We start from the raw sequence: 13,789 nt of genomic DNA, 5'->3' as shown, positions 1-13,789 counted from the left end.
TTTGTTCCCTCCCCCTAGATCTCTGGAATACCGCAAACAACATTGCGGCCAGAGGGAGTTCAGGTTGCCGCGCGCCGCTCGGGCCGGTCAAGCTCAGTTGCCGGGCCGTAACACGGAGATCGTACTCAGCGGGCTCTCAGGCTCCTCTCAGAAACGGAACCTACGGTTTCGTCGCATGGACACCACGAAGACCGACGCACTGGACAAGAACGCCACCGACCCGGAGACCACGGACAGCACGGAGACCGAGGACACCGAGGGCGCGGCGGCGGACCAGGACGCGGCGGTCCCGGCGCAGGGCATCATCGACCCGGACGCCCGCGACGAGGACGGCTTCGACGAGGACGACCTCGACGACGAGCCGGCCAGGACGCCGGCCGCGACCGGTGTGTCGGCCGCGGCCGGATCGGTCGTCGCGGTCGGGCTCGGCATCTCCTCGCTCACGGGCACCTGGATCGGTGATCTCATGAAGGACCGGGAGCAGCTGATCGGCCAGATCAAGTCCTCGGGCGGCTCGGTCAAGGCCCAGCTGGCCGCCGGGTACGGCACCCCCTGGCACACCGTGGCCCTCTTCAACGGCATCTTCGCCGTGGTCGCCATCCTGGTCGCCGCCGCCGTCCTGTTCCGTCCCGGCCGGCCCGCCGACGCGGGCAACCACTGGAGCCAGGCACTGGCGTGGGGCGGCCTCATCCTCGGTGTCCTCGGCCTGCTGATCGCCGGAGTCATGTGGTTCGACGTCTTCACCGATCTGCCGGTGGTCGCCGCCACCTCATGATCTGAGGCCCTCGGTGAGGTCCCCGGCAGCGAACTAAGGCCTCCCGCGCCGGTGCGGCAGCGGGCCTAAGTACCCCCGGCCACCGGAGTTCGGGCAGCTGCCCGATGTGGCGCACCCCCCTGGGAGACGAGTCTTGTCTCAGCGGAACAAGCCGCAGAGCCAAGGGGAAACACCATGTACGAGTTCGAACTCCACCAGGTCCGCGCCGCCGAACTCCAGCGTCGGGCCAGGGACGAGAACCAGGCCCGTGCGGTCATCGCCGCCCGCCGGAGCCGGCGCCAGGCCCAGCGCGAGGCGCAGCGCGCGGCACGCCGCGGGGGGCAGGTGAACACCGACGCCGGAAGGGTGGGGCGCGTACTGCGGGGAGTACGCCACCACGCGGCCTCGTGAAGGTGATATCCGCTACGCCGCTGTCGGACCGCCGTGCGATGCTCAGCACTGTGCAGACCCAGTCCGTGAGCCCCGTCTTCGTCGGCCGCGACAGCGAATTGACCCGCCTCACCGATGCGCTCGCCCGCTCCCGGGCGGGCGAGCCGCAGGCGCTGGTCGTCAGCGGTGAGGCGGGCGTCGGCAAGACCCGCCTCACCGAGGAGTTCCTCGCGGCGGCCGCCGCCGACGGCGCGGTCACGGCCGTCGGCGGCTGTGTGGAGATCGGCGCGGAGGGCCTGCCCTTCGCACCGGTGTCGACGGCCCTGCGTTCGCTCTACCGGCAGCTCGGGGACGAGCTGACGGCCGCGGCCGGCAACCAGGCCGGCGAGCTGTCGCGGCTGCTGCCCGAGCTGGGCGAGCACCGCGAGGTCTCGCGCGACGGGCGCGACTCGCACGACGACGACGGCCGGGTGCGGCTCTTCGAGCTCACCGCCCGGCTGCTGGAGCGGCTGGCGGCGGACCGTACCGTCGTCCTCGTCCTGGAGGACCTGCACTGGGGCGACCGCTCCACCCGCGAGCTGCTCGCCTATCTCTTCCGGTCGCTGCACCGCGGCCGTCTCGTGATCGTGGCCACCTACCGGTCCGACGACATCCACCGCAGGCACCCGCTGCGGCCCTTCCTCGCCGAGCTGGACCGGCTGCGCACGGTCGAACGGATCGAGCTGTCCCGGTTCAGCCGAGCGGAGGTCCGCTGCCAGATCACCGGCATCCTGGCCGCCGAGCCCGAGGGCGGCATGGTGGACCGGGTCTTCGAGCGTTCCGACGGCAACCCGTTCTTCGTGGAGGAACTGGCCGTCAGCATCCAGCAGGGCTGCAGCTCCGGGCTGAGCGACTCGCTGCGCGACCTGCTGCTGGTGCGGCTCGAAACGCTGCCCGAGGACGCCCAGCGTGCCGCGCGGATCGTCGCCGAAGGCGGCACCACCGTGGAGTACCCGCTGCTCGCCGCCGTCGCGGGCCTCTCCGAGGACGACCTCATCGAGGCGCTGCGCGCCTGCGTCGGCGCCAACATCCTGCTGCCCTCCGACGACGGCGACGGCTACCGCTTCCGGCACTCCCTGGTCCGCGAGGCCGTCAGCGACGATCTGCTGCCCGGCGAGCGCAGCCGGATCAACCGCCGGTACGCGCAGGCCCTGGAGAACGGCCCCGGCCTGGTCCGCACCGACGAGCGGGCCGCCCGGCTGGCCAGCTACTGGTACCACGCGCACGACCCGGCCAAGGCGCTGCCCGCCGTGCTGCGCGCCTCCGTCGAGGCCCGGCACCGGCACGCCTACGCCGAGCAGCACCGGCTGCTGGAGCGGGCCCTGGAGCTGTGGGAGGACACCCCGGAGGAGATCCGCGGCGAGCTGCGTCCGGCCGACTACGCCGAGGTCTATCCGCCGTGCGGCTGCCACCCCGACACCCCGCTGAGCTTCCTGGACCTGCTGGCCGAGATCACTGTCTCCGCCCGGCTGAGCGGCGAGCCCGAGCGCGCCTTCGCCGTGGCCAAGCGCGCGCTGCGGCTGATAGACGACACGACGGACGCGCTGCGGGCCGCCTGGTTCCGCGCCCAGCGCTCCCGGCTGGTCCAGGACCTGGGCCGGGGCGACGGCTGGGAGGACGTGGCCCGCGCCCAGGAGCTCCTGCGCGGTCTGCCGCCGTCCGCCGTCCACGCCGACGTCCTCGCCTTCGCCGCCGCCTGGATGATGATCCACAAGTCGGGTGAGGAGGCCATCGCCACGGCGGAGCGGGCCGTGGATCTGGCCCGCCTGGTCGGTGCCCACGAGACGGAGCTGAACGCCCGGCTGACCCTCGGGCTGCTGCACGCCGACTCCGGGGACGTCGAAGGCGGTCTGGCGCTGGCCGAGGACGTCTGCCGGGAGGCGCGCGAGCTCGGGTTGCCCGGGCTCATCGGCCGCTCCCACGGAAACCTCTCCTCGGTCCTGGAGGGCGTCGGCCGGTCCCATGACGCCATCGCCGTCGCGACCGAGGGCATCGAGCTGGTCCGGGAGATCGCCACCCGCAGTGTGCGGGCCTATCTGCGCGGCAACGAGGGCGAATCGCTCTTCTCGCTCGGGCTGTGGGACCGCAGCGAGGCGGCGATCCAGTGGTCCCGCAACAACGCGTCGGGACGGATGGCGGCCGGCGGGCAGACGATGTACCTGGGCTTCCTCGCACTGCGCCGCGGGCTGACCGAGCCGGCCGAGGAGTACGCGCGGGCCGCCCGCGACAGTTTCGTCCACGACTCGCAGCCCCAGCACCTGGTCCCCATCCGCACGCTCGCCCTGGAGATCGCCGTCCGGCGGGGCCGCTTCGACGAGGCGCGTCAGGTCCTGGCCGACGCCTTCGCGGCGGGCTTCGTGCCCGGCACCTCCCGCTACTGGTGGCCGCTGCTGGCCGCGGGCGCCGCCGCCGAGGCGGACGCGCCCTGGATGACCGTCGACGACCCGGACCGCGCGGCGCACCTGAAGCGCATCCGCAGCACCGCGTCCTCGCTGCCCCGGCTCGCACCGGTCTGGGAGGCGTACGCCCTGCTCGTCGAGGCGGAACTCGCCCGCGCCGAAGGCCAGGCCGCGCCCGAGCGGTGGGCCGCGACGGTCCACGCCTTCGAACCGGTGGGGCGACCGTACGAGCTGGCCCAGGTCCGCTACCGGTGGGCCGAGGCGCTGCTGGCCACCGGGCACGAGACCGGGGAGGCCCGCGAGGCCAGGGAGAGCCGCGAGGAGGCCGGCGCGCTCCTCGTCCTCGCCCACTCGGCCGCCGAGGCGCTCGGCGCCCGCCCGCTGGCCGACGAGGTCGCGCTGCTCGCGCAGCGTGCCCGGCTGTCGCTGCACGAGCCGGACGGCCGGGAGGGCCCGCGGCAGATCCCCGTGGCCGACGGACCCGCCGATCCGGCCGAGGCGCTGGGCCTGACCGCGCGGGAACGCGATGTGCTGCGGCTGGTCACCGACGGCCGGACGAATCGTCAGATCGCCGAGGAGCTCTTCATCTCGCCGAAGACGGCGAGCGTGCACGTCTCCAACATCCTGGCCAAGCTGAGCGTCTCCGGCCGGGGCGAGGCGGCGGCGCTGGCGCACCGGCTGCGGCTGTTCACCGTTCCGTCCGTATGACGACCTTCCCGGACTCGAGGTCGATCGACCCGCGTCCGGGATCGTTGTCGCCGGTGTCCTCCCGGGAGAGCGCCAGCCGGTTCTGCTCGTCGTCGGTGTGCTTGCGTCCCGGGGTGAAGAGCTCCTCCAGGGGATTGAACATCTCGCACCTTCCCGCTGTCAGCCGACCTTCAGCCGCAGGATGCGGTCGTCGCCGGGCTTGGGTGTGCCGCGTCCGTCGGTGTTGCTGGTGGTCAGCAGCAGGGTGCCGTCCTCCAGGGTGACAACGGTTCGCAGCCGCCCGTAGGTTCCGGTGAAGAACGGCTGTGGGGCCGCCGCTGCCTTCGTGCCGTTCAGCGGGATGCGCCACAGCCGCTCGCCCTTCAGCGAAGCCATCCAGATGCAGCCGGCGGCGTAGGCGATGCCGCTGGGGGAGGCGTCCTCGGTGTGCCACTGCGCCACGGGGTCGACGTACCCCTCGCGGTGGGCCTGGCCCTCGACGACCGGCCAGCCGTAGTTCTTGCCCGGCTCGATGAGGTTCAGCTCGTCCCAGGTGTTCTGCCCGAACTCCGCGGCCCACAGCCGGCCCTGGGCGTCCCAGGCCAGGCCCTGCACATTGCGGTGGCCGTACGAATAGACCACGGAATCGGCCTCGGGATTGCCGTGCGCGGGCTGCCCGTCCGGTGTCATCCGCAGGATCTTCCCGCCCAGCGACGTCTTGTCCTGGGCCAGCGGCTTGTTGCCGCTCTCGCCGGTCCCGGCGTAGAGCATCTTGTCGGGGCCGAAGGCGATCCGGCCGCCGTTGTGGTTGGTGCCGCTGGGAATGCCGCGCAGGATCGTGTCGGGCGCGCCCAGCTGCTGGCCCACGGGCCTTGCCGGGTCGTAGAGCATGCGCGCGATGCGGTTGTCGTCGGCGGTGGTGAAGTACGCGTACACGAGCCGGTCCGAGCCGAACGACGGGGAGATCGCGAGCCCGAGCAGGCCGCCCTCGCCGCCCGTTCCGCCGGCCACCCCCGGCACCGAGCCGACCTCGGTGGTCTTCCCGGTGGCCGGATCGGTCCTGAGAATCTTTCCGGTGTCCCGTGAGGCGACCAGCAGCGCCCCGTCCGGGAGTTCGGCGACCCCCCAGGGCGTGGCGAGGCCGGTGGCGACGGTGCCGGACACCGTGGCGGTGCCCGTCGCGGGAGCGGCGGACGCGGAATCCGAGGGTTCGGCGGTCGCCGTCGGGCTGGGGGCGGTGGACGTGGTCGGCCGCTGCGTGGCCGGGGGCTTCGGCACCCCGCCGTCGGGCGACGAGCAGCCGGCGAGCAGCGCGGCGGCGGCAAGCACGGCGGTCACGGCGGTCACGGTGGTGGTACGGCGGTGCACGGCGGGTCCTCCCTCGTGGTGTCCCGCGGTGGCATCACCGGGCTCCGCCCCGCGATGCCTGCCTGGGACTCGGGGACGACCCCCGGGAAATTGCAGCACACAACGGGCCCGCGCCGCCCGGGTCTTCGCGGTTCCCATGGGGTCGCCTCCGGTCGTCGTCGGTCCGCCCGCGGTGCCCGGCACCGGGCCCCGCGCCGCCGCCCCGCCGCTCCGTCCCAGTCTCCCGCCGGCCCCGGGGGCCCGCACGCTCCGGAGCCCGCACGCCGCACGGTCAGTCCCAGGAGCCCCGTACGGCGGGCAGCGCGGCGATCTCCGCGAAGTCCGCCGGCTCCAGGCGCAGCGCGGCCGCCCCCGCGTTCTCCGCCGCCCACCGCTCGGTCTTGGTGCCCGGTACCGGGACCACCGCGGCGCCCTGGCCCAGCACCCAGGCCAGCGCCACCTGCGCGGGAGTCGCGTCGTGCCGTTCCGCGATCCGCCGCAGGCCCGCCACGATCGGCTGGTTGGACGCCATCATCTCGGCCGTGAACCGCGGATGGCGGGCCCGCAGGTCGTCCGGCTCGAAGCCCTGTCCCGGGGTCAGGGTGCCGGTGAGGAACCCGTTGCCCAACGGCATCGCCGCCATGAAGCCGACGCCGCGCGCCGCGCACCACGGCAGCAGCGCCTCCAGCGCCTCGGTGGACCACACCGACAGCTCCGCCTGCACGCAGCTCACCGGGAAGACCTGCTGCGCCCGCACCAACTGCCGGATCGTTTCGTCGTGCATCCGGGAGCCGGTACGCCGGTTTCCGCGCGCCCCGACCGCGCACAGGCCGAGCGACCGCACCTTGCCCGCCGCCACCAGCTCCGCCATCGCACCCCAGGTCTCCTCGACGGGGACCTCCGCATCGATGCGGTGCAACTGGTACAGGTCGATGACATCGGTCTGCAGCCGCCGCAGCGACGCGTCACAAGCCCTCTTGACGTAGCCGGGCCGCCCGTTGGCCACGATGTGCTGCTCGCCCACCAGCAGACCGCACTTGGTGGAGACGAACACGTCCTGACGGCGCTCCCGCAGCACCCGCCCCACCAGCAACTCGTTGGTGAACGGCCCGTACATGTCCGCCGTGTCCAGCAGTGACGTCCCGCTGTCCAGCGCGGTGTGCACCGCCCGCAAGGACCCCTCGCCGTCCTGCCGCGAAGCGCTGTACGCCCAGCTCATGGGCATGCATCCCAGGCCCACGGCGCCCACTTCGAGAGCTGCTGCACCGATTGTCCTGCGCTCCACCTGCCCTGCCCTCCTCGCCGCGCCCGAACGGGGGGCGTGGACCAAGGTAACGTCCCCGTCCGACAGCGCATCACATAACCTCCTGACCATGGCTGACACGTTGCTGAACCACCGGCCCCAGGTCTGGCTGCCCATCCCGGCCGAGGAGATCGGCCCGCTCCCCACCGACCTCGACTACGTCTTCTGGGACGGCGCCGACGAGTACCCGGCGGACCCGTCGACCGCCGCGTTCTACGTCGTCCCGTACATGAAGGGAGCGGAGGTCGCCTCCCGGCCGCTGCCCCGGATGACGGGCGTCCGCGTCGTCCAGACCCTGAGCGCCGGCACCGACCAGGTCGCCGGACACCTCAAGGACCTGCCGCCCGGCGTGCGCCTGTGCAACGCCCGCGGGGTGCACGAGGCGAGCACCGCGGAACTCACCCTCGCGCTCACCCTCGCCTCGCTGCGCGGCATCCCGCGCTTCGTCCGCGGCCAGGACGCCGAGGAGTGGCACGACGGTTTCTACCCGGCGCTCGCCGACAAGAGCGTGCTCGTCATCGGCTACGGCGCGATCGGCAGCGCGATCGAGGACCGGCTCACGCCGTTCGAGTGCGATGTCGTACGGGTCGCCCGCACCGCGCGACCCTCCCCGCGCGGCCCGGTGCACGCCCTCGCCGAACTGCCCGAACTCCTGCCGCAGGCCGATGTGGTGGTCCTGTCCACCCCGCTCACCGAGACCACCCGCGGGCTGGTGGGAGCGGAATTCCTCGCCCGGATGAGGGACGGCGCGCTCCTGGTCAACGTCGCGCGCGGGCCCGTTGTCGACACCAAGGCGCTGCTCGCCGAACTGGAGTCCGGACGGCTGCGCGCGGCACTCGATGTCACGGACCCGGAACCGCTGCCCGCCGGCCACCCGCTCTGGCACGCTCCGGGCCTTCTCATCAGCCCGCACGTCGGCGGCAGCACCTCCGCGTTCCTCCCGAGGGCCAAGCGGCTGCTGCGCGCACAACTGTTCCGTTTCGCCACGGGAGAGCCGTTGAGCAACGTGGTCACCACCACCTGACGTCGCAGGTGGAGGGCGTGCGGCACCCGGTGACTGCACTGCGTACTGGTGATCTCCCTTGCGGTTACGCTGTGTAGAGGAACTATGTCCCTGAGTGACGAGTCTGGTGTATCGTCCGGACCGGGGGACGCGTCACGGACGCCCATGGGTTGCCGGCGGCGCGCGAAGGGTCAGCAAGCGAGGGGGGCGACGGGTGATGCACGGCCAATGGCGAGACGACCTGACGCGGCACCGAGGCGCGCCGCGACAGCGATACGGGATCACACGGTGAGTTCGACCGGGGCCGTACTCGCTCAGCCACCCGCCCACACCGGCCGGGCGGGGCTGGTGCCCCAACTCCTGGTCGCCGTGCTCTGCGGAGGCTACGCGACCGGCGCCGCGGTCGGCTGGGGATCGGCCTGGGTCGCCGACATCATGGGAGACTTCGGGCTCGCCGGCGCCGCGGCCGCGGCCAGCGTCTCCTCGTTCGTCTACGCAAGGACGCTCACCGATCGCAGCCGACCGACCTGGTTCCTGTTCGCCGGATCGTCCGCCATGGTGGCGCTCGGCAACGGCACATGGGGTTGGTACGAGGTAGTGCTGGGCGTCGAACATCTCCCGGACATCACAGCCGCCGACTTCTTCTTCCTGCTCTTCGCCCCACCGGCCATCGTCGGCCTGCTGATGCTCGCCAAGCGCCCGGTCACCCGGGCGGGCTGGGTCTGCCTGGGGCTGGACGCCTGGCTGATCGGCGGCTCGCTGCTCACCCTGTCGTGGAGCCTCGCGCTCGCGAGCGACGCGACGCTGCGCGGGCAGAGCGCCGCCCATGCCGCGCTGAAGCTCGCCTACCCGCTGCTCGACATCGCGCTGGCCAGCATGGTGCTAGCGCTGCACTTCCGGCGCTCCCCGGCCAACCGCGCCGCGGTCAACACCGCGATCGCGGCGCTCGCTCTGACCGTGCTGTGCGACGCCCTGTTCCGCTCCTCGCTCTGGCGCCACGGATACCACTCCGGCCAGATGCTGGACGCCGGCTGGTTCGCCGGCAGCATGCTGCTCGCCTACGCCCCCTGGGCCGGCCGGCGTGAGGGTGCCCGGTCGGGCGACCGGCGCTCCATGGCGCACTCCCGTCGCAGGGTCGCGGGATCGCTGTCCGCGCTCATCCCGTACCTCGCCGCGGCCGTCTGCACCCTCGGCATCCTCTCCAACGTGATCAACGGCCTGAAGACCGACCATGTGGTGCTCTTCACCGGCTGCACCGTCGTCCTCGCGCTCGTCGTCCGCCAGGGCATCATGCTGCTCGACAACATCTCCCTCACCCAGGAACTGGCCCAGAAGGAGAACCACTTCCGCTCCCTGGTGCAGGGCTCCAGCGATGTCATCATGATCGCCGCGCCCACCGGCGTGCTGCGCTACGTGAGTCCCGCCGCCCGCGGTGTGTACGGGCGTGACGCCGAGGACATGGTCGGCACCGAGCTCGCCTCGCACATCCATCCCGAGGATCTGGGGCGGGTGGTGCACGAGGTCCGCAGGTTTCTCGCCGCCTCGCCCGCCGCGGAGCCCGCTACGCGCATCGAATGCCGGATCCGCGCCGGGCGCGGCCGGGACGGCGACGGCTGGCTGAATGTGGAGTCCAGCGTCAACCGCTACCAGGGCGGCCTGATCTTCAACAGCCGCGATGTGACCGAACGGGTGCGGCTGCAGGCCCAGCTCCAGCACAACGCCTCGCACGACCCGCTCACCGACCTGCCCAACCGGGCCCTGTTCACCGAGCGGGTGAGCCGAGCGCTCGGCGGCCGCCGGAGCGGCGACGGCGACGCGGCGGTGCTCTTCGTCGACCTCGACGGCTTCAAGGCGGTCAACGATACGGTCGGCCACCAGGCCGGCGACGAGCTTCTCGTCCAGGCGGCCCGGCGGCTCCAGGAGTCGGTCCGGTCCGGGGACACGGCGGCACGATTGGGCGGCGATGAATTCGCCGCCCTCATCTGTGGCGGGAGCGCCGACCGGCAGCTGCGGGAGTACCAGATCCACGAGATCGCCGACCGGCTGCGCTCCGCGCTCTCCGAGCCGTACCGGGTGGAATCCGGTGAGGTCCGGGTGGCGGCCAGCATCGGCGTCGCCTTCGCCGAGCCGGGGATCACGCCCAGCGAGCTGATGCGCAACGCGGACCTGGCGATGTACCGCGCGAAACAGGCGGGCAAGGGCCGGGTCGAGATGTACGCGCCCCAGATGCAGGCCGACGTGGTGCGCCGCGCGGAGCTGGCCACCCGGCTGCGCAACGCCCTGCACGACGGGGAGTTCACCCTGCTGCACCAGCCCGTGGTCGAGCTGCGGACCGGCCGGGTGGTGGCCGTCGAGGCGCAGGCCCGCTGGCGCTCCGCCCAGGGCATCCTCTTCACCCCCGCCGAGTTCCTGCGGGTGGCGGAGGACACCGACCGCACCGCGGAGCTGAGCCGCTGGCTGCTGCAGGAGGCGGTCGAGCAGGCCGCGCTGCGGCACGGCGCGGGCCATGCCGTACCGGTGGCCGTCCGGATGTCCGTCCGCCGGCTGATGCACCGGGACCTGCCGCTCGGCAACATCGAGTCCCTGCTGGCCCGCCACGAGCTGCCGACCGGTGGACTGGTCCTGGAGCTGACCGACAACGACCCGAGGATCTCCCTGGAGGATCTGGAGCGCAGGCTGTCGGCGCTGCGCCGGCTCGGCGTGCAGATCGCGCTGGACGGCTTCGGCGCCGGATACGCCGCGATGACCGCGCTGCGCAGGCTCCCGGTGGACCTGCTCAAATTCGACCGCTCCTTCGTCGAGGGCTTGGGGGTCCCCCCGCCGAAGGTGGGGGGAGAGTCCGCCCGGCTCCACAAGATCACCGCGGGCATGCTGCGGATCGCCGAGGACCTGGGCATCCGCACCGTCGCGGACGGGGTGGACCGGCCGGAGCAGGTCCTCGCGCTGCGCGCCATGGGCTGTACGCACGGCCAGGGCATGGCCTTCTCCGGTCCGCTCGACGAACACCGGCTGAGGGGCTCCCTGGCCCGTGGCGGTTATCCCGTACCGCATGGTTCCATCGCTCTGACCGGCGGCCCGCTGCCCGTGCGGCACACCGGAAACACCGGAACGGGTGATCCTCTTCGCTCAAATGCTGAGACGCCCGTCCCACCCGCTTGACACTCCGAGGGGTCCAGGGGGAGGGTCGTGTCCATGCGCACCCGAATTCTCGTACTTGGAAAGCGCGTCGGCTGACCGAGGCCCATCACCGCCTTGGAAACGCACCGACGCGCTCCCCTCGCTTGCCTGACGGCACGAGGGGTTTTTTGTTGCCTGGCACCCAGAAGAAACTCATCTTCGAGAGAAGAGAACGCAGATGACCGAGCAGGCCACCGGGGCCCCCCATCCGCAGCAGCGGGCCCGTAGCGGGGGACAGCAGCCCACCACCGCAGAGCGCATGACGGGCGCCCAGTCCCTCATTCGTTCGCTCGAGGCGGTCGGCGCCGACACCGTATTCGGTATCCCTGGCGGTGCGATCCTGCCGGCCTACGACCCGCTGATGGACTCCGTCAAGGTCCGCCACATCCTGGTCCGCCACGAGCAGGGGGCCGGCCACGCCGCCACCGGCTACGCGCAGGCCACCGGCAGGGTCGGCGTGTGCATGGCCACCTCGGGACCGGGCGCCACCAACCTCGTGACGCCGATCGCCGACGCCCACATGGACTCCGTCCCGCTGGTCGCGATCACCGGCCAGGTCGCCTCCAAGGCGATCGGTACGGACGCCTTCCAGGAGGCGGACATCTGCGGCATCACGATGCCGATCACCAAGCACAACTTCCTGGTGACCAAGGCCGACGACATCCCGCGGACCATCGCCGAGGCGTTCCACATCGCCGCCACCGGCCGTCCGGGCCCGGTCCTCGTCGACATCGCCAAGGACGCGCTGCAGAACCAGACGACCTTCTCCTGGCCGCCGCAGATGGACCTGCCCGGCTACCGCCCGGTGACCAAGCCGCACGCCAAGCAGATCCGCGAGGCCGCCCGGCTGATCAACGAGGCCAAGCGCCCGGTGCTGTACGTCGGTGGCGGCGTCATGAAGGCCCGCGCCACCGCCGAGCTGCGGATCCTCGCCGAGCTGACCGGCGCCCCGGTCGTCACCACGCTGATGGCGCTCGGCTCGTTCCCCGACAGCCACCCGCAGCACGTCGGCATGCCCGGCATGCACGGTGACGTCACCGCGGTCACCGCGCTGCAGAAGTCCGACCTGCTGATCGCGCTCGGCGCCCGCTTCGACGACCGGGTCACCGGCCGGCTCGACACCTTCGCCCCGTTCGCGAAGATCGTGCACGCCGACATCGACCCCGCCGAGATCGGCAAGAACCGCGCCGCCGACGTGCCGATCGTCGGCGACGCCCGCGAGGTCATCGCCGACCTGATCGTCGCCGTCCAGGCGGACCACGAGGCCGGCCACAAGGGCGACTACGCCGACTGGTGGAAGGACCTCAACCGCTGGCGGGAGACGTACCCGCTGGGCTATGACACCCCGGACGACGGCAGCCTCTCCCCGCAGCAGGTCATCGAGCGGATCGGCCAGCTGGCCCCCGAGGGCACGCTGTTCGCGGCCGGCGTCGGCCAGCACCAGATGTGGGCCGCGCAGTTCATCAAGTACGAGAAGCCCAACACGTGGTTCAACTCCGGCGGCGCCGGGACCATGGGGTACGCGGTGCCCGCCGCGATGGGCGCCAAGGCCGGCGTCCCCGGCGCGACCGTCTGGGCGGTCGACGGTGACGGCTGCTTCCAGATGACCAACCAGGAGCTGGTCACCTGCGCGCTCAACAACATCCCGATCAAGGTCGCCATCATCAACAACGGCGCCCTGGGCATGGTCCGCCAGTGGCAGAACCTCTTCTACGGCGAGCGCTTCTCCAACACCGTGCTGCACGCCGGTGAGACCAACGCCGACAGCGGCTCGACGGTCGGCGTCGGCTCGACGGTGAACCGCGGCACCCGCGTCCCGGACTTCGTCAAGCTCTCCGAGGCGATGGGCTGCGTGGGCCTGCGCTGCGAGAGCCCGGACGAGCTGGACGCGGTCATCGCCAAGGCCAACTCGATCAACGACCGCCCGGTGGTCGTGGACTTCATCGTCCACGAGGACGCCATGGTGTGGCCGATGGTCGCGGCCGGTACCTCCAACGACGAGATCCTGGCCGCCCGCGATGTCCGCCCGGACTTCAGCGACGGCCAGGAAGACTGAGGCGCAGGACCGAGAGAAGGAACGAAGCGACATGTCCAAGCACACGCTCTCCGTCCTGGTGGAGAACAAGCCCGGCGTCCTGGCCAGGATCACCGCGCTGTTCTCCCGCCGCGGCTTCAATATCGACTCCCTCGCGGTGGGCACCACCGAGCACCCCGAGATCTCCCGCATCACGATCGTCGTCAACGTGATCGACGAGCTGCCGCTGGAGCAGGTCACCAAACAGCTCAACAAGCTGGTCAATGTTCTGAAGATCGTGGAACTGGAGCCGGCCGGCGCTGTTCAGCGTGAACTCGTTCTGGTGAAGGTGCGGGCCGACAACGAGTCCCGTTCCAAGATCGTCGAGATCGTCCAGCTGTTCCGCGCCAAGACCGTGGACGTCTCCCCGGAGGCCGTCACGATCGAGGCCACCGGCGGCGCCGACAAGCTCGAGGCGATGCTCAAGATGCTGGAACCCTTCGGCATCAAGGAGCTGGTGCAGTCCGGCACCATCGCCATAGGGCGCGGCGCCCGCTCCATCACCGACCGCTCCCTGCGGGCCCTCGACCGCTCCGCGTAGTGCCGGCGCACCGCGTCGCCGCTCCGGCGGCGACGCGGTACCGCATAGCGAGACCGAGAAGCTTTCTTCCGCCCA

10 protein-coding genes are annotated in these 13,789 nt (G+C 71.8%); 7 read left to right on the top strand and 3 right to left on the bottom strand.

Translation table 11 applies throughout. The annotated features are described in order from the left end of the window. Positions 1 to 175 precede the first annotated feature (175 nt). The 3 genes from AC07DC_RS29710 to AC07DC_RS29700 all read left to right on the top strand — a co-directional run bounded on the left by AC07DC_RS29710 (position 176) and on the right by AC07DC_RS29700 (position 4,290). Positions 176 to 775 carry a hypothetical protein gene (locus AC07DC_RS29710; protein WP_478917565.1) on the top strand — a complete coding sequence of 200 codons (600 nt, stop codon included), beginning with the start codon at positions 176 to 178 and terminating at the stop codon, positions 773 to 775. 174 nt (positions 776 to 949) lie between these two features. Next, positions 950 to 1,165 (top strand): hypothetical protein, encoded by a 216-nt coding sequence (locus AC07DC_RS29705; protein ID WP_478917564.1) that lies wholly within the window; start codon positions 950 to 952, stop codon positions 1,163 to 1,165. Between the two features lie 38 nt (positions 1,166 to 1,203). Continuing rightward, positions 1,204 to 4,290: a helix-turn-helix transcriptional regulator gene (locus AC07DC_RS29700; protein WP_478917563.1), complete on the top strand. Its 3,087-nt coding sequence runs from the start codon at positions 1,204 to 1,206 to the stop codon at positions 4,288 to 4,290. Here the strand turns inward: AC07DC_RS29700 and AC07DC_RS29695 are convergent. From AC07DC_RS29695 to AC07DC_RS29685, 3 genes are all read right to left on the bottom strand, one after another. Then, complete coding sequence (locus AC07DC_RS29695) at positions 4,271 to 4,432, bottom strand: DUF6191 domain-containing protein (protein WP_478917562.1); 162 nt, start codon at positions 4,430 to 4,432, stop codon at positions 4,271 to 4,273. The two genes, AC07DC_RS29700 and AC07DC_RS29695, sit on opposite strands and share 20 nt — an antisense overlap. Before the next feature lie 17 nt (positions 4,433 to 4,449). After that, on the bottom strand, positions 4,450 to 5,637 hold the full coding sequence (locus AC07DC_RS29690) for a PQQ-dependent sugar dehydrogenase (RefSeq protein ID WP_478917561.1): 1,188 nt from the start codon (positions 5,635 to 5,637) through the stop codon (positions 4,450 to 4,452). Positions 5,638 to 5,908: 271 nt separating this feature from the next. Further along, positions 5,909 to 6,901 (bottom strand): aldo/keto reductase, encoded by a 993-nt coding sequence (locus AC07DC_RS29685; protein ID WP_478917560.1) that lies wholly within the window; start codon positions 6,899 to 6,901, stop codon positions 5,909 to 5,911. Between the two features lie 88 nt (positions 6,902 to 6,989). Between AC07DC_RS29685 and AC07DC_RS29680 the strand changes: the two genes are divergently transcribed. The 4 genes from AC07DC_RS29680 (at position 6,990) to ilvN (ending at position 13,714) form a co-directional block, all read left to right on the top strand. Beyond that, on the top strand, positions 6,990 to 7,943 hold the full coding sequence (locus tag AC07DC_RS29680; RefSeq protein ID WP_478917559.1) for a 2-hydroxyacid dehydrogenase: 954 nt from the start codon (positions 6,990 to 6,992) through the stop codon (positions 7,941 to 7,943). A gap of 207 nt (positions 7,944 to 8,150) precedes the next feature. Continuing rightward, positions 8,151 to 11,081 (top strand): putative bifunctional diguanylate cyclase/phosphodiesterase, encoded by a 2,931-nt coding sequence (locus tag AC07DC_RS29675; RefSeq protein ID WP_478917558.1) that lies wholly within the window; start codon positions 8,151 to 8,153, stop codon positions 11,079 to 11,081. 196 nt (positions 11,082 to 11,277) lie between these two features. Then, positions 11,278 to 13,155, top strand: a complete 1,878-nt coding sequence (locus AC07DC_RS29670) for an acetolactate synthase large subunit (protein WP_478917557.1) — start codon at positions 11,278 to 11,280, stop codon at positions 13,153 to 13,155. 31 nt (positions 13,156 to 13,186) lie between these two features. Then, positions 13,187 to 13,714 carry an acetolactate synthase small subunit gene (ilvN, locus tag AC07DC_RS29665; RefSeq protein WP_138358736.1) on the top strand — a complete coding sequence of 176 codons (528 nt, stop codon included), beginning with the start codon at positions 13,187 to 13,189 and terminating at the stop codon, positions 13,712 to 13,714. Positions 13,715 to 13,789 lie beyond the last annotated feature (75 nt).

This window comes from Streptomyces sp. NPDC045021 (assembly GCF_056432645.1).
The sequence above is the reverse complement of the archived record's forward strand: the minus strand, read 5'-3'. Positions and strand labels throughout refer to the sequence as shown.